Source organism: Acidiphilium sp. 34-64-41 (assembly GCF_002282635.1).
Lineage (GTDB): Bacteria > Pseudomonadota > Alphaproteobacteria > Acetobacterales > Acetobacteraceae > Acidiphilium > Acidiphilium rubrum.
Map to the genome: position 1 here is coordinate 1 of NZ_NCJX01000008.1, position 19024 is coordinate 19024.

The following is a 19024-nucleotide window of genomic DNA, read 5'->3' on the forward strand; positions in this document are numbered from 1 at the left end:
CCACCGTCAAGCGGCAGTGCCCCCTCTACATCCATCCAGCGCTGACAACGGCCTCATCCCCACCGTGAATATCGGCAACTGGGGCGATGGCAGCAAGGCAATCAAACACGGCCTAGCCGCGTCCCTTAACCAAAACCAAGGCAGCACGACCGGATTTAACGGGCGCGCATCCGCCTTCGGCACACCGGCGTTTACCGGGCCATAAGGAGAATTGATATGGATATCACTGAATTGCGCGCCCGCATTGTCGCCGCGCGCCGATTCCACGACGCAGCGATCCGCACGCTTGATGCGAAATGGAAGACGCTGGCAGCGGACGTGAAAGCGCACCCCGATCGTGCCGCCCAGATGGTCACCGACGCCGTGCATGAGATCGGGGGGCTGATCAGCAACGGCGCGCTCGATGACCCAGAGGCCGGCGCGGCGCGGGGTACGGTAAAGGCCCACATGCGCGCCACCGCTGCCCGTCATGCCGGCACCTGATCCACGACAACGCGCGGTCTCGATGATCGCCCGCGTGATCGTTGCCGCGACCCGGCGCGATCGGGTGCCCGTAAATGACCTGCTCGCCGGTTGCCACACGTTATCCGCACTACGCGATCTATCGGCGCATGATATCGGGCGGCTCATGAAGGGCACGGCGTGGCGTCGGGCGCAGTGGCGGGAGGGGGGCGGCAGGGTGCGTGGGTATCTTGCGCCTGTCACGGGGGGAAAGCCGGGCAGCGCCGTCGAAGCCATCGTGCGCGTGTAATTTACCGATAAAAGACAGATTTCGGCAACGTCGCGTGACGGCTTACAGGCCAGCGCAATTTTGCGTTTCTAAGGATGTGCGGCACTCGCACACCCTCCAAGGGTCCGCTTACTGTGCGGACCCCTCCGAGCGCGCCCTGTTCACCCAGCGCCGCAAGGAAGCCTATGTGGCGCTGCATCCGGAGACGAAGCATGGGGGCGATCACAAGTCGGAATCAAGTCGCCAATTTGGCAACTTGAAATCTGCCGACCGCTTCACCGCCGACACCGCAACCCGCACCGGCCAGTCCGAGCGCGCCGTACAGCGAGACGCCCATCGAGGCTCCAATATCAGTGCGGATGTCCTGTCAGAGATCAAGGGGACCGAACTCGATAAGGGAACAGTTCTCGACGCCATCGCCGGCATATCGCCGCTGCGTCCTGGCCGCATCAGCCGCGCCACGCCCTCGCGTTGCCAGACCTCGACCAGCCAAAGCACAACCGGGCTTTATCTCGCATTTCCGTGATCTGCATGGGGCGGCGGCACAACTTTAGCAGGATTAGCGACTTTAGCAGCCACCCTTACCCAGATATCAGCATGTCCGACGCCCCGGATTAGCAGGATTAGCAACTTTAGCAGGGGGTACCCTCTCATATCCACTTTTCAGCATGGCCCCGCCGTGCTCACGCGCGCGCGTAAAACAAAAAGAAAATAGGACAGTACTACTGTCATATTATTATTATTATAGGATATATCATCATCTTTTTATAGAGACCGCTCACGATGCAGGAATAGCCTACGAACTATCCAGCATCATATCGAAACGATATGCAGAACACGTATCCGTGATAATCGGGGGCGGAGTCCATCGCTATCCATGAACGTGCGGCATCGCGTTGTATCCTGATATACGTATCCAAGATACATGCTGACAATCGAACTTATGGCTTATATGCTGGAACTTCTGGAAATACATGGCGGAGGGAGTGGGATTCGAACCCACGGTACGCTTTCACGCACACACGCTTTCCAAGCGTGCGCCTTAAACCGCTCGGCCATCCCTCCCGCGTGGGCGGTTCATAGCCAACAAGTTCAGGGGGAACAAGGGCTTCGGGCGGGGGTGGTTGGCAGGTATTACGGTTCGGCTTGCGGGGGCAGGCCGAGCAGGGGGGCGGCCTGGGTGTCATCGATGGCTTCGACTTCGCGCAGGGTGCGGCCGACGGCGCGGATGCGGATTTGGGTTTTGTCGATTTCGCCGGTCATGTCGGTGGCGCGTTTGGCGAGTTTGTCCATCGCGTCGCCGAGTTTGCCCCATTCGGCTTTGACGGCGCCGAGGATTTTGCCGATTTCGCCGGCCTTGCGTTCGAGCTGGACGGTGAAATGGCCGACGCGGATGGTGTGCAGCAGGGCGGGCAGCAGGCTGGGGCTTTGGATCAGCACGCGGGTTTCGCGCTGGATGGTTTCGATCAGCCCGGGGATGCGGGCGACTTCGGCGAACAGGCCTTCGCTGGGCAGATAGAGGATGGCGATGTCGGTGGTGCGGGGCGGGCGGATGTATTTGGTCGCGATTTTTTTGGCTTCGTTGCGGATGCGTGTGGCGAGGGCGGCGATTGCGGTGTCCTCGGCGGCGCGGTCGCCGGCTTCGGCGGCGAGGAGCAGGCGGTCGTAGTCTTCGGTGGGGAATTTCGCATCGATCGGCAGGTAGACGGGTTGGTCGGCTTCGCGCACCGGCATGCGGAGTGCGAATTCGACGGTTTCGGCGCTGGCGGGATCGGGGCGGAAATTGGCCTCGAACGTGCCGGGGGGCAGGGTGTCTTCCATGGTCTGGCGGATCTGCGCCTCGCCCCAGCCGCCGCGGGATTTGACGTTGGCGAACAGGCGTTTGAGGTCGCCGACCTGGACCGCGACGTTCTGCACCTGGCCGATTGCCTGCTGCACCTGGGCGAATTGCTCGGAGACGCGCTGGAAGCTTTCGCCGATGCGTTTTTCCAGTGCGGATTGCAATTGCTCATCGACGGCCGCGCGCATGGCTTCGAGCTTGGCCTCGTTGCCTTCGCGGATCGTCTCGAGCTTGGCTTCGACCTGGGTGCGGAGTTTTTCCTGTTCGTCGCGCAGGGTGACCGAGACCGCGGCAAGGTCGCGGCTGACGCGGTCGGCGAGGCTGGTCTGGCTTTCGGTGAGGCGGGCGATCACGGCGAGGGTTTCGCTGAGGGTTTGGGCGCGGCCGGATTGGGCGGCGCTTTCGGCTTCGCCGAGGCGTTGCGTGATCATCAACGACAAATCACCGATCGTTGCGTTGATCGAGCCGAAACTGCGGGCGAGGTGTTCGGCCTGACCGCGTGCGCCGTCCTGCAGACGTTCGATGCCGCCGGCGAGTGCCTGGCGTGCCGGTTCGGTCATTGCCTGCGGCACTGCGTCGATCGACAGGCGCAATGCCTCGATCCGTCGATTTTGTTCGACCAGCAGGACCAGGACGATCAGCAGCAGCAGGCCGAGGACGGCCAGCGCCACCACGATTGGCAGCATCAGGCGTCCATTTTCAATGCGGCGAGGAAGGCGGATTGCGGAATTTCGACCTTGCCGAACTGGCGCATCCGCTTTTTGCCTTCTTTTTGCTTGTCGAGCAGTTTGCGCTTGCGGGAAATATCACCGCCGTAGCATTTCGCCGTGACGTCTTTCGACAGCGCGCTGATGGTTTCGCGCGCGATCACCCGACCGCCGATGGCGGCCTGGATCGCGATTTTGAACAATTGCTTGGGGATCAGATCCTTCAGCTTGGCGCAGATCGCCCGCCCGCGGGTCTCGGCGACCGATTTATGCGCGATGAACGACAGCGCATCGACCGGTTCGAGGTTGACCAGGATCGAAATTTTGGCGAGGTCGCTCTCGAGGTAATTGTCCATCTGGTAATCGAAACTGGCGTAGCCGCGCGAAATCGACTTCAACCGGTCGTAGAAATCGAACACCACCTCGTTCAACGGCAGCCGATAGACCGCCATTGCGCGATTGCCGACATAGGTAAGATCGACCTGGTGGCCACGCCGCTCGTTGCACAGCGTGAGGACCGCGCCGAGGTAGTCGTCGGGCACCATGATGGTCGCTTTGATCCAGGGTTCCTCGATATGGTCGATCAGGGAGCCATCCGGCATGTCGGCCGGGTTGTGCAAATCCATGGTTTCGCCGTTGGTCTTGGTCAGGCGGTAGACCACGGAGGGGGCGGTCGCGATCAGGTCGAGGTCGAATTCGCGCGAGAGGCGTTCCTGCACGATTTCGAGGTGCAGCAGGCCGAGGAAGCCGCAGCGGAAGCCGAAGCCCAGAGCGGCGGAGGTTTCGGCCTCGTAGTGGAAGCTGGCATCGTTCAGGCGCAGGCGGCCGAGGCTCTCGCGCAGTTTTTCGAAATCATCGGCATCGACCGGGTAGAGGCCGCACCAGACGACGGGGATTGACGGTTTGAAGCCGGGGAGGGCTTCGGTGGCGGGGTGGCGATCATCGGTGATCGTGTCGCCGACGTTGCAATCGGCGACGGTTTTGATGGCGGCGGTGATGAAGCCGATTTCGCCGGGGCCGAGATCGGGCTCCGGGCGGAGTTTGGGGGCGAAGACGCCGACCTGTTCGACGGTGTGGACGGCGCCGGAGGACATCATGCGGATTCGCATGCCCTTGCGCAGGCGGCCGTTTTTGATGCGCACCAGGTGACCAGGGCTTCGAGCACGGCTTCGATGTTCAGGCCGGTTTTCGCCGAGATTTCAACCGCATCGGACGCATCGAGGCCGATGACGTCTTCGATTTGTTGTTTGACGCGGTCGGGTTCGGCGGCGGGCAGGTCGATTTTGTTGAGGACCGGCACGATTTCGTGATTGGCGTCGATCGCCTGATAGACATTGGCGAGGGTCTGGGCTTCGACGCCTTGCGAGGCATCGACCACCAGCAGGGAGCCTTCGCAGGCGGCGAGGCTGCGGCTGACCTCGTAGGCGAAATCGACATGGCCGGGCGTGTCCATCAGGTTCAGGATGTAGGTCTTGCCGTCCTTGGCGGGATAGGAGAGGCGGACGGTCTGCGCCTTGATGGTGATGCCGCGCTCTTTTTCGATATCCATGTTGTCGAGCACCTGCTCGGTCATTTCGCGGGCGGTGAGCGCGCCGGTGGCCTGGATCAGCCGGTCAGCCAGGGTGGATTTACCGTGGTCGATATGGGCGATGATCGAAAAATTGCGGATCAGTTCGGTGGGGGTCGAGGTCATGCTGCCGTCATAGTCGAAAAACCGTGCCGTGTCAGCGCTCCGGTCGGACTGGGCGGGGGGCTTCAACGGGGCGGCCGTTTATGCGACAGTTTCGTGGTGCGATTGAAAACCCCGATCGCTCGCGCCACATCGGCGGAAAGGGCCTTTAGCCGGAGACGACCGAATGGATGTTCCGCTGCATTCCGCCGCGCCGCCAGGTGCCACCGAGCCCCCGGGTGCCACTGAGAGCGACTTGGTGACATTGGGGATTGATGTGGGCGGCAGCCATATCAAGGCGGCGCTGGTGGCACCCGATGGCGCGCTGCTGACCAATTATGAGCGCGTGGTGACGCCGCTCGGGCGCAAGCCGGACGTGATTGTGGATACGATCAGCGCATTGGTCGCACCGCTCGGGCGGTTCGACCGGGTTTCGGTCGGGTTTCCCGGGGCGACGCGCGAGGGCACGGTGCTGACCGCGCCCAACCTTGGCAACGATTTGTGGCACGGGTTCAAGCTGGCCGAGCGGCTGGCGGCGCGCCTGACGCGGCCGGTGCGGTTGGCCAATGATGCGACGGTGCAGGGGCTGGGGGCGATTGCCGGGCGGGGGCTGGAATGCACCATTACGCTCGGCACCGGCATGGGATTTGCGCTGTTCACCGACGGCAAGCCGGCGCCGCATCTGGAGATGGGGCAGCACAATGCGCATAAGCGATACAGCTATGACCAATATATCGGCCATGCGGCGCTGATCCGCGATGGGGTCAAAAAATGGAATAAGCACGTGCTGCGCACCGTCGATGCGCTGCGGGTGCTGGTCAATTTCGATCTGCTCTATATCGGCGGCGGCAACGTGACCGCGATCAATTTTGCGCTGCCGGCCGATGTTCATCTGGTGTCGAACGAGACCGGCATCACCGGCGGTGTGCGCCTGTGGGACGGTGTGTTCCGGCGCCGGGCGTGATCACGATGCGGTCACAACCGGCCGCATGGGCGTGACTTCCGGCCGATGCCGCACCACCTGCCGCCATGGATGACCGGCATCGTGATGTCTCGGCCTGCACTGAAACGATCATCATCCACGACCAACTTCAGGAGATTCTGCTATGAACCCGCTCAAACAACTCGCTGAAACCGGCCAGGCCCCCTGGCTCGATTTCGTTCAGCGCGACCTGATCGAGGGCGGCGAGCTGGCCAGGATGATCGAGCGGGACGGGCTGAAGGGCGTGACGTCCAACCCATCGATCTTTGAAAAGGCGATTGCGCATGCGCCGGAATATGGCGCGGCGTTCGAGCGGTTCGTGCAGCATGGCGATCATGAGCCGATGGCGATTTACGAGCATTTGGCGATCGGTGACATCAAGGCGGCGGCCGATGTGCTGCTGCCGGTGTATCAGGCGACCAACGGGCGGGATGGTTATATCAGCCTCGAGGTTTCGCCGTATCTCGCGATGGACACCGAGGCGACGATCATCGAGGCGCGGCGGCTGCACAAGGCGGTCGACAAGCCCAATCTGATGGTGAAGGTGCCGGCGACCACCGCCGGAATTCCCGCGATCCGCACGCTGATCGGCGAGGGGATTTCGATCAATGTGACGCTGTTGTTCGCGGTGCCGATGTATGAGGCGGTGGCGCATGCGTATATCGATGGGCTGGAGCATTTCGCTGCACAGGGTGGCGATGTTTCGAAAATCGCGAGTGTCGCGAGCTTTTTCGTCAGCCGGATTGATAATGTGATCGACAAGCAGTTGCAGGGCAAGATCGATGCCGGCGGCGATGCGGCGATGAAGCCGTTGCTGGGTAAGGCGGCGATCGCGAATGCGAAAGTTGCTTATGCTGCCTATAAGAAGTTGTTTTCAGGTGCGAAATGGCAAGCACTGGAAGCGAAAGGCGCGCATAGCCAGCGCCTGCTCTGGGCTTCCACCAGCGTGAAGAATCCGGCCTATCCGGATACGCTCTATGTCGAGACATTGATCGGCCGTGATACGGTGAACACCATGCCGCCGGCGACGATGGATGCGTTCCGCGACCATGGCAAGGCGACGCCGGATGCGGTGGAGCAGGACCTTGACGGCGCGCTGGCTATTCTGAAATCGCTCGAACAGCACGGTATTTCGCTTGAGACCGTCACGGATGATCTGGTGATCGATGGGGTGCGCCAGTTCGCGACGGCGTTCGATCAACTGCTCGGCGCGGTGGCGGTCAAGCGTTCGGCGCTGGTGCCGGTGAACGAAGCCACGATCGAAGCCGATGGCGCGTTGAAGGCGGCGGTTGCCGAGGCCAGCAAGCACTGGCTGGCGGAAGGCACGATCCGCAAGCTGTGGGCCGGCGACAAGCAGGTGTGGACCGGCGCGGATGAAGACAAATGGCTCGGCTGGCTCGATATTGTTGGCCAGGAGCATGCGCATGTCGGCACGCTCGCGCGCTTCGCGGAATCGATCAAGGCGCAGGGTTTCAGCCATATCGCGCTGCTCGGCATGGGGGGCTCGAGCCTCGGGCCGGAAGTGCTGGCGCGGAGCTTTGGCCACAAGGCGGGATGGCCGCAGTTTCATATGCTGGATTCGACCGATCCGGCGCAGATCCGCACGCTGGAAGCCGCGCTGGATTTGAAGAAGACGATGTTCATCGTGTCGTCGAAATCGGGCTCGACGCTGGAGCCCAACATATTCCTCGCTTATTTCAAATCGCGCATGATCGAGACGGTCGGTGCGGCCGACTGGGCGAAGCATTTCACCGCGGTGACCGACCCGGGGTCGGCGATGGAGCGTGTGGCACAGCATGATCGTTTCGCGCATGTGTTCCACGGCGTGAAATCGATCGGCGGGCGGTATTCCGTGCTGTCGAAATTCGGCCTGGTGCCGGCGGCGGCCATGGGCATCGATGTCGAAACATTCCTGACGCATACGGCGCATATGGTGAAATCGTGCAGCGCGAGCGTGCCGGTTGATCAGAATCCGGGGGCGCAACTGGGCTTGCTGCTCGGCGTTGCGGCGAAGCAGTTCAAGCGCGACAAGGTGACGATCATCGCCTCGCCCGGTATTGCCGATCTGGGGGCGTGGCTCGAACAATTGATCGCCGAATCGACCGGCAAACTGGGGCATGGGTTGATCCCGGTGGATGGCGAACCGCTTGAGGATGTCAGCGTCTATGGCAAGGACCGGGTGTTCGCCTATCTTTGCCTCGCCGGTGACGAGCACAAGGGACAGGCGGCGCATGTGGCCGCACTCGCGCGGGCGGGGCATCCTGTCGTGCGGATCATGGTGCGTGATGTGATGAGCATCGGGCAGGAGTTTTTCCGTTGGGAAATAGCAACGGCAATCGCCGGTGCGGTGATCGGGATCAATCCGTTCGACCAGCCCGATGTCGAGGCGAGCAAGATCAAGACGCGCGCCTTGACCGATGCCTATGAGCAGGGCGGATCGGCCCCGCAGGGTGAGCCGGTGTTTCGCGAGAACAGCATTGCGGTGTTTGCCGATGCGGCAAACGCAGCGGCGCTGGGCCGGCATAATTCGCTGTCGGCTTATTTGAAGCAGCATTTCGGGCGCGCCGAGGCGGGCGATTACATTGCGATTCTTGCCTATATCGAACGCGACAAGGCGCATCTTGCGGCGCTGGAGGGCGTGCGCAAGCGGTTGATGACCCACCGCAAGGTTGCGACCTGCCTCGGCTTCGGGCCCCGGTTCCTGCATTCCACAGGCCAGGCCTACAAGGGTGGGCCGAACAGCGGCGTGTTTCTGCAGATTACGACGGACGATGCGCATGATCTGCCGGTGCCCGACCATAAATACAGTTTCAGCCAGGTGAAGGCCGCGCAGGCCGAGGGTGATTTGAGCGTGCTGGTCGAGCGCGAGCGGCGGGTGATCCGCGTTCATTTGAAGGATGTCGCGAGCGGGCTGAAGGATCTTGCCCATGCGATGGAGCACGCGTTTCACTGAGACGACCGAACGGACCTCAACAAGGAAAGCCGGCACATGAAAATCGGAATTATCGGCCTTGGCCGTATGGGTGCTAACATTACGCGCCGCTTGATGCGTGATAAGCACGAATGCGTCGTGTTCGACAAATCGACCGACGCGGTCAAGGGACTTGAGAAGGATGGCGCGACCGGTGCGGCTGATCTGGCATCGATGGTCAAGGCGCTCGATGCGCCGCGGGCGATCTGGGTGATGCTGCCATCCGGCAAGATTACCGAGGATACGATCGAGGCGCTGGCCGGCGCGATGTCGGCGGGTGACATCATCATCGATGGCGGCAACAGTTTCTATAAGGACGACATCCGCCGCGCCGCCAGCCTGAAGGAGAAGGGGCTGCACTATGTCGATGTCGGCACCTCGGGCGGGATCTGGGGCATCGATCGCGGGTATTGCATGATGATCGGCGGCGAGACCGAGATCGTCGATCATCTGGACCCGATCTTCAAGACGCTGGCACCCGGCATCGGCACGATCGACAAGACGCCGGATCGCAAGGGGCATGATCCGCGGGCGGAGCAGGGCTATATTCATGCCGGCCCGGTCGGCGCCGGGCATTTCGTGAAAATGGTGCATAATGGCATCGAATATGGGCTGATGCAGGCCTATGCGGAGGGGTTCGATATTCTGCGCAATAAGGCCTCGACCGATCTGCCGGCGGCGCAGCGGTTCGACCTCAACCTCGCCGATATTTCCGAAGTGTGGCGGCGCGGCAGCGTAATATCATCGTGGCTGCTCGATCTGACCGCTTCCGCATTGGCCAAGGATGAGAAGCTTGCTGGCTATACCGGGTATGTCGAGGATTCCGGTGAAGGGCGCTGGACGATTGAGGCGGCGATCGAGGAAGCGGTGCCGGCGGAGGTGCTGACCGCATCGCTGTTCGCGCGATTCCGGTCCCGCCAGGAACACACGTTCGGCGAGAAAATGCTCTCAGCGATGCGCCAGGGCTTCGGCGGTCATCTGGAGCAGGGGCATACGCCGGTTTCGAAAGGCGATTGATCATGGCCGATCTGATGAACCATCCGCATGGTGAAACCGCGACGCCGGCGCAGCCTGCTTCGGCCAAGCCGCCTGGACCGTGCAGCATCGTTATTTTCGGGGCCGGCGGTGATCTGACCAAGCGGCTGTTGATGCCGGCGTTGTATAATCTGGCGAATACCGGATTGACCCCCGAGAAATTCGTGCTGATCGGTGCGGATATCGCTAAGCGCAGCACCGATGACTGGAAAGCCTCGTTGCACAAGACGCTGGAGAGCTTCATCGGCGATCCGAATGCGGAAGATCAGATCAAGGCGATCGACGAAGCGAACTGGTCGAAACTGGCCGCGCATATGTCGTATGTGCAGGGTGATTTCACCGATGCGGGTTTCTATCAATCGCTGAAGACCGAGCTGGAATCGCTGGAATCGCAGCATGGCACCGGCGGCAACCGGCTGTTTTATCTGGCAGTCGCGGATCGGTTTTTTGGCACGATCGTGGAACATCTAGGTGCGGCCGGGCTGGTTGAGCAGAAGGGCGACGAGGGTGCGCCCTGGCGGCGGGTGGTGATCGAAAAGCCGTTCGGCCACAGCCTTGATTCGGCCAAAGCGCTGAACGCGCAGGTGCTTGCGGTACTGAAGGAGGAACAAGTTTATCGGATCGATCATTTCCTCGGCAAGGAAACGGTGCAGAACATCATGGCGTTGCGATTTGGCAATGGTATGTTCGAGCCGATCTGGAATCGCGATCGGATCGATCATGTGCAGATCACGGTTGCCGAGACCGTCGGGGTCGAGGGGCGGGGAAAATTTTATGAGCAGACCGGCGCGCTGCGCGACATGGTGCCCAACCATGTGTTTCAGCTGCTCGCCATGGTGACGATGGAGCCGCCGGTGGGCTTCAAGCCCGAAGCGATCCGCGACAAGAAATACGATCTGTTCGCCTCGATCGAGACATTGGCGGATGACGATGCGGTGCGCGGCCAGTACGGCGCCGGCACTGTCGCCGGCAAGCCAGTAATTGCGTATCGGGATGAGCCGGATGTCGCGAAGGAGTCCGCGGTCGAGACTTATGTTGGGATGCGCTTGAAGATCAACAATTGGCGCTGGGCCGGCGTGCCGTTTTATATCCGCACCGGCAAGCACATGACGTGCCGGATGACCGAGATTGCGATCCAGTTCAAGAAGGCGCCGCTGGCGGCGTTTCAGGACACCTCGCTCGAAACCCTGCCGCCGAACTGGCTGGTGCTGCGCATTCAGCCCGATGAAGGGATTGCCCTGCAATTCGAGGTCAAGCGGCCCGGGCAGACCATGCGCCTGGCACCGGCGAATATGGAGTTCCGCTATAGTGACTGGTTCAAGCCGGAGCCGAACGTCGGCTACGAGACGCTGCTGTATGATTGCATGATCGGGGATCAGACGCTGTTTCAGCGGGCCGACATGGTCGAGGAAACCTGGCGGGTGGTGCAGGGGGTGATCGACCATTGGGCTTCGACCACACCTGCCGATTTCCCGAATTACGAGAGTGGCGGTGCGGGTCCGGCGGCATCGGATGCGCTGCTGTCGCATGATGACAGGACGCGCCACTGGCGCCCGGTCAGCGTGCCGGCGAAGGATGATCGCGCATGAGCGCCCGGATCGATCTGGTACTGGCCGATGTGGATGGCACGCTGGTCACCAATGAGAAACGCCTGACCGAGCGGGCGCAGCGCGCGGTCGCGGATTTGCGGCGCGCCGGCATCAAATTCGCGATCACCAGCGGTCGTCCCCCGCGCGGCATGGCGATGGTGAGCACGCCGCTCGCGATCGACACGCCGATTGCCGGGTTCAATGGTGGCGTGCTGCTCGCACCGGATATGACGACCGTGCTGAACGCCTATGATCTGCCGGAAGACGTGATCGGCAAGGCGGTTGCGCTGCTTGGTGAACATGGGCTCGATGTCTGGATTTATACCAAGACGCGCTGGTTGATCCGGGATGCCGCGGCGCCGCATGTGGCGCGCGAGACCAGCACGGTGCAGTTCGATGCCGAGGTGGTGGATGATTTTTCGGTCGACGATTTGAAGACTGTCGTCAAGATCGTTGGCGTCACCGATGACAAGGCGAAGATGCAGGCTGCCCTGGCCGCCGCGACGGAAGAATTCGGCGACCACGTGACGGCTGCCTGCTCGCAGCCCTATTACCTCGACATCACCAACGCGAAGGCTAACAAGGGTGCGGTGGTCGACAAACTTTCCGAATTGCTGAACATCCCCCGCGAGCGGATAGCGACGATTGGTGACATGCCGAACGACGTGACGATGTTTCGGCGCAGCGGCGTTGCGATCGCCATGGGCAATGCCGATGACGAGGTGAAATCACACGCAAAATTCACCACCGACAGCAATGAGGACGAGGGGTTTGCCAAGGCGATCGAGCGCTTCATTCTCGATGGGCTCGGCGCATGAAACCGGCGTTCGGTGAGCTGCTGGTAGTGCCCGATGCGGAGGCTTTCGCGGAGGCCGGGGCTAGATTGTTGGCCGATGCGGCAGCGACGGCGGGTGCGCGGTGCGTGATCGGGCTGGCGGGGGGCTCGACCCCGAAATCGATCTATCAGCGTCTGGCGTCGTCGCCCTATCATCATCAGGTCCGCTGGAATGCGCTTGATTTCGTGCTCGGTGATGAGCGGTTTGTCGCGCCGGACGACCCTGATAGCAATATGCGGATGATCGATCGGGCGTTGTTCGATCATGTCGAGCATGATCCGGCGCGGGTTCACGCGGTGCCCTATGGGGGGCTGACGGTGGCGCAGGCGGCGGAGCGTTATGAACAGGCACTGCAGGCTTTGTATGGTGCCAAAACGCTCAGCCCGGAGCGGCCGTTTTTCGATCTCTGTTTTCTCGGCATGGGCGATGACGGACACACGGCATCGTTGTTGCCGGGGCAGCAGCGGCTGCTGGAGGAGCGCACACGCTGGGTGCTGCCGGTGACCGAGGGACGCCCCGAGGCGCGGGTGACGCTGACCTATCCGGTGTTGGACAGCGCAAGGCTGGTTGTCTTTGTTGTTGCTGGCAGCGGCAAGCGATCGATGCTGGATGGTATTTTGAGCGGTGCGGAGACATCGGTGCCGGCCGCGCGCATCAGGCCATCGGGGCGGGTGCTGTGGCTGGTCGATCGGGATGCGGCGGGACGATGGGCGCAGTGACCGGCGCGACGATGATCGCCACACCCGATCAGCAGAAGCGCGCCGCCGCGCGTGAGGCGGCGCTGCTGGTCGAGACGGGGATGTATCTGGGGCTCGGCACGGGTTCGACCGTCGGGTATTTTCTTGATGCGTTATCGGAACGGATAAAGGCTGAGAGTTTGTCGATCACTTGTGTTGCGACCTCGCTCGCGACCGAGCGTCGCGCGGCTGAACTCGGCATTGGGGTTGTGCCGCTGAGCGGCATGCTCGATCTTGCGATCGATGGCGCGGACGAGGTCGCGTTCGGTACGCTGCATCTGATCAAGGGATTGGGCGGGGCGCTGCTGCGCGAAAAGCAGATTGCCGAATCCGCCCGCCAGTTCGTGGTGATTGCCGATGAGAGCAAGCTGGTGCGCTGGCTTGGCGAGCGCACGCCGCTGCCGGTCGAGATCGTGGATTTCGCGGTCGAGCGGACCATCGCGCGGATCGGCGATATCGGCTTGCCGGGTGTGCTCCGCATGAGCGATGCGGCGACGCCGTATCGGACCGACAATGGTAATCAGATCGTTGACTGTACCATTGCGGTGGAGATGACGCCGCCGGTGTTGGAGGCGACGCTGAAGACCATTGCCGGCGTGGTCGAGACCGGCCTGTTCACCCATGGCTGTGCCGCGGCGATCATCGGCATGACGGATGGCAGCACGCGGCGTTTCGATGGTGACCCCTGGGCGCGGGCTGGTGTGGCATCGCATGTGGCAACGCTGCGCAGCATGGGTCTACCGCTGCCGCATCCCAAGCCGGTGATCGCGGTGATGGGGGTTTCGGCTTCGGGAAAATCGACCATCGGCGCTCTGCTGGCGGCGTGCCTGGGGGTTGCGTTCATCGATGGCGATGATCTGCACCCGCAGAGCAATCGCGCAAAAATGCACGCGGGGCATCCGCTGAACGACAATGATCGCCTGCCGTGGCTACACCGTATTGCCGGCGCGCTGCGTGGATGGCGTGATGCGGGTTGCGGCGGTGTGATCGTGAGTTCGTTGCTCACGCGTCATTATCGCGATCTGGTCCGCTCCGGCTGTGCGGGCCTGATTTTGGTGAATTTGACCGGCAGGCGCGATCTGCTGGCGAAGCGCGCGGCGGGGCGGCACGGGCATTTCATGCCGCCTGATCTGCTCGACAGCCAGTTTGCGACATTGGAACCACCCGGTGCCGATGAAACCGTGATGAATATCGACGTTGACGCATCGCCGATCGCGATTGTCACCTCGATCATGCAGCGTCTTGCCGAGGGCGTCTGAGCGCGCCGATTGGCGGCACGCAGTCACCAGAGATGAAGGAGGGTCCGCATGGCTTTACGGATCGAGGATTATGGGCTGATCGGTGATCGGCAGACGACGGCGCTGGTCGGGCGGGATGGCTCGATCGATTTCATGTGTCTGCCGCGTTTCGATTCCGATGCGTGTTTCGCGGCGTTGCTCGGCACGCGCGAGAACGGCCGGTGGTTGATCGCACCGGCTGATCCCGTTGCTCATACGCATCGGTATTATCGCGACGATACGCTGGTGCTCGAAACCGAAATGACGACATCGGCCGGAAGGGTCCGGCTGACCGATTGCATGGTGCCGCACCCGCACGATACATCGCGCCTGGTGCGGCAGGTGACCGGGCTCGACGGTGAAGTGGATATGCAGCTGGAGCTGGTATTCCGCTTCGGCTTCGGCAAGATCATCCCCTGGGTGCAGCGCCTGCCGCACGGTGAAGGGCTGGTTGCGGTGGCCGGGCCGGATATGGTCGTGATCTGGTCCGACGTGCCATTGGAAGGGCGCAACCGTCACACCGAGGCGAAATTTACCGTCAAGGCTGGTGAAACGGTGACGTTTTCGATGACGTGGCTGCAATCGCATCATCGCATCCCGCACGCCTTCGATGCGGAGCACGGCATTGCGCTGGCTGCCGAGCGATCGCAGAAATGGGTCGGAAGGGTGCCTGCTAAAAATCACTGGGTGGATGTGATCAAGCGCTCGCTGATCACGCTCAAGGCGCTGACGCATTGGGAGACCGGCGGCATCATTGCCGCGGCCACCACATCCTTGCCTGAGGAATTGGGCGGCGAGCGGAACTGGGATTATCGCTATTGCTGGCTGCGCGATGCGAGTTTCACGCTGCAGGCGTTTCTGGCGGCGGGGTATCGCGACGAGGCTTCGGCCTGGCGTCACTGGCTTGACCGGGCGGTGGCGGGTAACGCGGCCGATATCCAGATCATGTACGGCGTCGCCGGCGAGCGGCGGCTGGCGGAGTGGGAGGTTGATTGGCTCGGCGGCTATGAGGGCTCGAAGCCGGTGCGGATCGGCAACGCCGCCGCAGGTCAGACGCAGCTCGATGTGTACGGCGAGTTGCTCGATACGCTCTATCAGGCCCACAAGGGCGGGCTGCTTCATGACGAGAACAGTTGGAGCGTGCGGGTCAATCTGCTCGAACAGTTGGAGACCATCTGGTCGCTCCCCGATGAAGGGATTTGGGAAGTTCGTGGCGGCCGGCAGCAATTTGTTCATTCGAAGGTGATGGCCTGGGTGGCGTTCGATCGGGCGATCCGTTCGGTTGAGGAGTTCGGCTACAACGGCCCGGCTGATCGGTGGCGCGTGATCCGCGATACGATCCACGCACAGGTGTGTACCGAGGGGTACGACGCCGCGCTGGGTAGTTTCGTGCAGGCCTATGGCTCAAAACTGCTCGATGCGAGCCTGCTGCTGCTGGCGGTGGTGGGGTTTCTGCCGCCAACCGATCATCGGATTATCGGCACCGTCGCCGCGATCGAGCGGGACCTGATGCAGGACGGCTTCGTCCGGCGTTATAACACGGCGGGCGGCAACGACGGGCTGAGCGGCACGGAAGGCGTGTTTCTGGCGTGTAGTTTCTGGCTGGTCGATAACTACACGATGATGGGCCGGCGGCACGATGCCGAAACGCTGTTTGAAAAACTGATTGCGTTACGCAACGATCTCGGGCTGTTCTCGGAAGAGTACGATACCATCAACCGCCGCATGATCGGCAATTTTCCGCAGGCGTTCACCCATGTCGCGCTGGTGAACTCAGCGTTGCGGTTATCCGCCGGGCAATAACGCGAAGTTATTTCATCAGCGCGGCAACGGTCGGCGCGAGGGCGGCGGCGATCCGCTGCATCCCGGTGGCATCGGGGTGCAGCGGCGGCTGCGGCGGTTGTAGTCGCGGGTCGACGTAGAGCGACGCTTCGGGTTTGCCGTCATGCTCGAGCACGGCGCCGACGTTGCGGAACGTGACCAATGTGTTGTGCTGGTAGATCTGTGCGAGGTCGCGATTGATCTTGACCGTCTCTGCGGAAATCCAGGCCGAGCGGATCGAGGGCAGCACGCCGAGCAGCAGGATTTTGGCGTGCGGCACGTGGCGGTGCAGGTCGGTCACCACCGCCTCGATGCCCGGCACGGTCAGGTGCGCGCCCCAATGCGTGGCACCCAGATTATTGGCACCGATCAGCACGATCACCAGTTTCGGGTGCAGGCCGTTGAATTCGCCATGGTCGATCCGCCAGATCACGCTCGATGTGGTATCGCCGATCAGGCCGAAATCGAGCGGATGATAGCGCCCGTAGTAGCGCTGCCAGATCGGCTTGATCTGTTCGAACGGTGCGGCGCCGGTCCGCTGCCAGTAATAGGTGATCGAATCGCCAAGCCAGACGAGTTGGGCGTTGCGATCGGTCCGGGCCTGCGCCAGCGTGGCATCGAACCCGGCGCGCCACCAGGGCAGATCCATCCGCCCGATCGGCGCCGCCGCCAGATTGACACGCGCGGCGGCAATGCCGGGGGCGGCGAGCAAGGCAAAGACCAGCAGCAGACGATTGAGCATCAGGACCTCGATGGATCATGCGCGGCAAACACGCGCGGGTAGAAGAACAGGTAGGCGCCCTGGAACAAGCCGGCGAGCAGAAATGGCGCGGCGAGGGCACCGGTTTCGAATAGCACTCCGGCCAGGGCGGGGGCGATGCCGCGGGGCACGAGCACCGAAATCGTGTTCACGCTGGCGGCGAGGCCGCGCCGGTCGCCGCGCACCAGCCCGAGCGCCACCGCCTGGCGCGCACCGGCGGTGCCGCGGTTGAAGGCGGAGCGGACCGCGTAGATAAACGTTGCCACCGCGAAACTTGGTGCGAAGGGCAGCGCGAACAGGCTGACCAGGCCGATGCCGCGCATCAGCACCACGGTGCGTACCGTGCCCAGCCGCCGCGTCAGATGGCCGGAGGTGAGCGAGGCCACTCCGGCGGCGATGAAGCCGATTGCCAGCGCCGGCCCGATCGATGATGCGGAGGCGTGGAATTTCGCGGCGAACCACCAGGACATGAACGGCCCGCTGAGGCCGATGCCGGTGCCGTTCAGCACGTTCAGCCCGGCGAGCCGCCAGAGTAGGCCGTTCTCGACTTTGCTGGCTGCGGCTTCATTGTTTCGTACCACCTCCACGCTGCGGGCGCGATCCGGCGTGATGATCAGCAGCGTCGCGGCAACCAGCGATACCGCGAGCGGCAGGATGAACAGCGGTTGCCGCGCGCCGATCACGCCGGCCAGAACCGCGCCGATCGCCATACCGAAGAAGCCGATGGCGATGTTGAGCGATAGCACGGCACCGAAATCGCGCTTGTCGATGTAGCCGGACAGCCAGGATTGCTCGGCGGGCGCGAACGGCCCGGCGGCGCCGTTCGCACCGCGGCCGAAGCCGCCGATGATCGCGGCACAGGCGAGTGCGAGCGGCGCCTGGCTCAACAGCCCCAGCAGGGAGGCGATGATCGAGATGGCTTCGAAAATCAACACGAATCGCTTGCGGCCGAACCGGTCGCTGGCGGGCCCGATCGTTGCGGTGAGCAACACGGCGAACAGGATTGCCAAGGCGAACACCACGCCCAGAAACGTCGCACTCCAGCCGAGCTTGGTGACATAAAGTGCGAAATCGACAACCAGCGCGCCCTGGGCAATGCTGCGGGCAAGCCGCGCGCCCATCAGCTTTTTCGCCTCCGGGCGGATCGGCGGCATCAGATGCCGGCGGTGAGCAGCACCAGGCTCAGCACGCCGAACACCGCGCAATAGGCGGCAAACGGGCCGAGCGCCCAGCGATCGTGATCGCGGAAATAGCGCATCAGGAACGCGGTCGAACCGAATGCGACCAGCCCGGCCACCACCGCCGCGAGCACGGCCAGCCCGAACATGCCGTGGCTTGCGCTGTGGTGGTGCAGCAGTTTCGGTACTTCCACCACGGTGGCGCCGGCAATCACCGGTGTCGCCATCAGGAAGGCGAAGCGTGCTGCCGCCTCATGGTCGATGCCGCGGGTCAGGCCGCCGACGATCGCGGCCCCGGAGCGCGACAGACCCGGCAGGAACGCGAGGCACTGAAACAGACCGATCACGAAGGCATCGACCAGCGTGAGTTGCGCGATGCCCATACCGCGCGCGGCCTTGCGCCGGCGTAATTGTTCACCGGCGAGCAGGAGGCCGCCATTGACGATCAGGAAGACCGCGGCAATCAGCGGGCTCGCGAACAGATGCTGGATCGGTTTTTTCAGAATGAACCCGATCACCACGGCTGGAATCGTCGCGACCACTAGGCGCAGCAGCAGGCCGCGCTGCTCGTTTACGCCGGTGCCCCGGCCGAGCAGGCCCATCAGCATGTCCCACCAGTCGCGCCAGAAATAGGCGAGCAGGGCGGTTGCGGTGCCGACATGCAGCATGACGACGAACGGCAGGAAGGAGGGCGCGTGCTGGTCGATGTGCCAGTGCAGCAGGGCAGGGACGATCACCGCGTGACCGAGGCTCGAGACCGGAAACAGTTCGGTCGCTCCCTGCATTATGGCGAACAGAACGGCGATCAACGGCGTCATGCAAACTCCTCAGGCGTGATTGTCGCTACGCCGCCTCTCTCTGGCCAAGCATGGCGGAAAAGGCAATCGGCATG

General features: G+C 62.6%; 15 protein-coding genes, 1 tRNA gene and 1 pseudogene. 11 read left to right on the top strand and 6 right to left on the bottom strand.

Translation table 11 applies throughout. From position 1 onward, the window contains the following. From B7X49_RS02325 to B7X49_RS02335, 3 genes are all read left to right on the top strand, one after another. Nucleotides 1-205, top strand: a 205-nt coding sequence (locus tag B7X49_RS02325; RefSeq protein ID WP_286838157.1) for a hypothetical protein, incomplete at its 5' end; no start/stop codon positions are given. 11 nt (nucleotides 206-216) lie between these two features. Continuing rightward, nucleotides 217-483 (top strand): hypothetical protein, encoded by a 267-nt coding sequence (locus B7X49_RS02330; protein WP_286838158.1) that lies wholly within the window; start codon nucleotides 217-219, stop codon nucleotides 481-483. 434 nt (nucleotides 484-917) lie between these two features. Beyond that, entirely contained in the window at nucleotides 918-1256 is a 339-nt protein-coding gene (locus B7X49_RS02335) for a hypothetical protein (RefSeq protein WP_286838159.1), read from the top strand. Nucleotides 1257-1705: 449 nt separating this feature from the next. Here the strand turns inward: B7X49_RS02335 and B7X49_RS02340 are convergent. The 3 genes and pseudogenes from B7X49_RS02340 to lepA form a co-directional block, all read right to left on the bottom strand. After that, nucleotides 1706-1795, bottom strand: a tRNA-Ser gene (locus tag B7X49_RS02340). A gap of 69 nt (nucleotides 1796-1864) precedes the next feature. Further along, nucleotides 1865-3256, bottom strand: coding sequence for a DNA recombination protein RmuC (locus B7X49_RS02345; protein ID WP_286703722.1), 1392 nt, complete (start codon nucleotides 3254-3256; stop codon nucleotides 1865-1867). Next, nucleotides 3256-4970: pseudogene (gene lepA, locus B7X49_RS02350) on the bottom strand (translation elongation factor 4). The gene B7X49_RS02345 and the pseudogene lepA overlap by 1 nt, the downstream one beginning before the upstream one ends. A gap of 163 nt (nucleotides 4971-5133) precedes the next feature. Here lepA and B7X49_RS02355 point away from each other — a divergent pair. The 8 genes from B7X49_RS02355 to B7X49_RS02390 all read left to right on the top strand — a co-directional run bounded on the left by B7X49_RS02355 (nucleotide 5134) and on the right by B7X49_RS02390 (nucleotide 16176). Next, nucleotides 5134-5910 carry an ROK family protein gene (locus tag B7X49_RS02355; RefSeq protein ID WP_286703723.1) on the top strand — a complete coding sequence of 259 codons (777 nt, stop codon included), beginning with the start codon at nucleotides 5134-5136 and terminating at the stop codon, nucleotides 5908-5910. Nucleotides 5911-6052: 142 nt separating this feature from the next. Continuing rightward, the gene (locus tag B7X49_RS02360; RefSeq protein ID WP_286703724.1) at nucleotides 6053-8881 is read left to right on the top strand and encodes a bifunctional transaldolase/phosoglucose isomerase; all 2829 of its coding nucleotides are present in this window, start codon (nucleotides 6053-6055) and stop codon (nucleotides 8879-8881) included. A 36-nt stretch (nucleotides 8882-8917) separates the two neighbouring features. Beyond that, nucleotides 8918-9916, top strand: a complete 999-nt coding sequence (gnd, locus tag B7X49_RS02365) for a phosphogluconate dehydrogenase (NAD(+)-dependent, decarboxylating) (RefSeq protein WP_286703725.1) — start codon at nucleotides 8918-8920, stop codon at nucleotides 9914-9916. Nucleotides 9917-9918: 2 nt separating this feature from the next. Further along, on the top strand, nucleotides 9919-11523 hold the full coding sequence (zwf, locus tag B7X49_RS02370) for a glucose-6-phosphate dehydrogenase (RefSeq protein ID WP_286703726.1): 1605 nt from the start codon (nucleotides 9919-9921) through the stop codon (nucleotides 11521-11523). Continuing rightward, nucleotides 11520-12341, top strand: coding sequence for a Cof-type HAD-IIB family hydrolase (locus B7X49_RS02375; protein ID WP_286703727.1), 822 nt, complete (start codon nucleotides 11520-11522; stop codon nucleotides 12339-12341). Before zwf ends, B7X49_RS02375 begins: the two co-directional genes overlap by 4 nt. Then, nucleotides 12338-13078, top strand: a complete 741-nt coding sequence (gene pgl / locus B7X49_RS02380; protein WP_286703728.1) for a 6-phosphogluconolactonase — start codon at nucleotides 12338-12340, stop codon at nucleotides 13076-13078. Before B7X49_RS02375 ends, pgl begins: the two co-directional genes overlap by 4 nt. After that, nucleotides 13066-14355 carry a ribose 5-phosphate isomerase A gene (rpiA, locus tag B7X49_RS02385; protein WP_286703729.1) on the top strand — a complete coding sequence of 430 codons (1290 nt, stop codon included), beginning with the start codon at nucleotides 13066-13068 and terminating at the stop codon, nucleotides 14353-14355. Before pgl ends, rpiA begins: the two co-directional genes overlap by 13 nt. A 48-nt stretch (nucleotides 14356-14403) precedes the next feature. Continuing rightward, nucleotides 14404-16176 carry a glycoside hydrolase family 15 protein gene (locus B7X49_RS02390; protein WP_286703730.1) on the top strand — a complete coding sequence of 591 codons (1773 nt, stop codon included), beginning with the start codon at nucleotides 14404-14406 and terminating at the stop codon, nucleotides 16174-16176. 7 nt (nucleotides 16177-16183) lie between these two features. On the opposite strand, the gene B7X49_RS02395 is transcribed toward B7X49_RS02390, so the two are convergent. Genes B7X49_RS02395 through B7X49_RS02405 form a run of 3 tightly spaced genes read right to left on the bottom strand, consistent with a single transcriptional unit; the run spans nucleotide 16184 to nucleotide 18950 of the window. Further along, nucleotides 16184-16936 (bottom strand): GDSL-type esterase/lipase family protein, encoded by a 753-nt coding sequence (locus B7X49_RS02395; RefSeq protein WP_286703731.1) that lies wholly within the window; start codon nucleotides 16934-16936, stop codon nucleotides 16184-16186. After that, nucleotides 16936-18108 carry an MFS transporter gene (locus tag B7X49_RS02400; protein ID WP_286703732.1) on the bottom strand — a complete coding sequence of 391 codons (1173 nt, stop codon included), beginning with the start codon at nucleotides 18106-18108 and terminating at the stop codon, nucleotides 16936-16938. The genes B7X49_RS02395 and B7X49_RS02400 overlap by 1 nt, the downstream gene beginning before the upstream one ends. Continuing rightward, nucleotides 18108-18950: an undecaprenyl-diphosphate phosphatase gene (locus tag B7X49_RS02405; protein ID WP_029312235.1), complete on the bottom strand. Its 843-nt coding sequence runs from the start codon at nucleotides 18948-18950 to the stop codon at nucleotides 18108-18110. Before B7X49_RS02405 ends, B7X49_RS02400 begins: the two co-directional genes overlap by 1 nt. Nucleotides 18951-19024 lie beyond the last annotated feature (74 nt).

Coding starts and splice junctions, on each gene's coding strand:
- B7X49_RS02330 (WP_286838158.1), top strand. CDS start 217: ATGGATATCACTGAATTGCGCGCCCGCATTGTCGCCGCGCGCCGATTC.
- B7X49_RS02345 (WP_286703722.1), bottom strand. CDS start 3,256: ATGCTGCCAATCGTGGTGGCGCTGGCCGTCCTCGGCCTGCTGCTGCTG.
- B7X49_RS02355 (WP_286703723.1), top strand. CDS start 5,134: ATGGATGTTCCGCTGCATTCCGCCGCGCCGCCAGGTGCCACCGAGCCC.
- B7X49_RS02360 (WP_286703724.1), top strand. CDS start 6,053: ATGAACCCGCTCAAACAACTCGCTGAAACCGGCCAGGCCCCCTGGCTC.
- gnd (WP_286703725.1), top strand. CDS start 8,918: ATGAAAATCGGAATTATCGGCCTTGGCCGTATGGGTGCTAACATTACG.
- zwf (WP_286703726.1), top strand. CDS start 9,919: ATGGCCGATCTGATGAACCATCCGCATGGTGAAACCGCGACGCCGGCG.
- B7X49_RS02375 (WP_286703727.1), top strand. CDS start 11,520: ATGAGCGCCCGGATCGATCTGGTACTGGCCGATGTGGATGGCACGCTG.
- pgl (WP_286703728.1), top strand. CDS start 12,338: ATGAAACCGGCGTTCGGTGAGCTGCTGGTAGTGCCCGATGCGGAGGCT.
- rpiA (WP_286703729.1), top strand. CDS start 13,066: ATGGGCGCAGTGACCGGCGCGACGATGATCGCCACACCCGATCAGCAG.
- B7X49_RS02390 (WP_286703730.1), top strand. CDS start 14,404: ATGGCTTTACGGATCGAGGATTATGGGCTGATCGGTGATCGGCAGACG.
- B7X49_RS02395 (WP_286703731.1), bottom strand. CDS start 16,936: ATGCTCAATCGTCTGCTGCTGGTCTTTGCCTTGCTCGCCGCCCCCGGC.
- B7X49_RS02400 (WP_286703732.1), bottom strand. CDS start 18,108: ATGCCGCCGATCCGCCCGGAGGCGAAAAAGCTGATGGGCGCGCGGCTT.
- B7X49_RS02405 (WP_029312235.1), bottom strand. CDS start 18,950: ATGACGCCGTTGATCGCCGTTCTGTTCGCCATAATGCAGGGAGCGACC.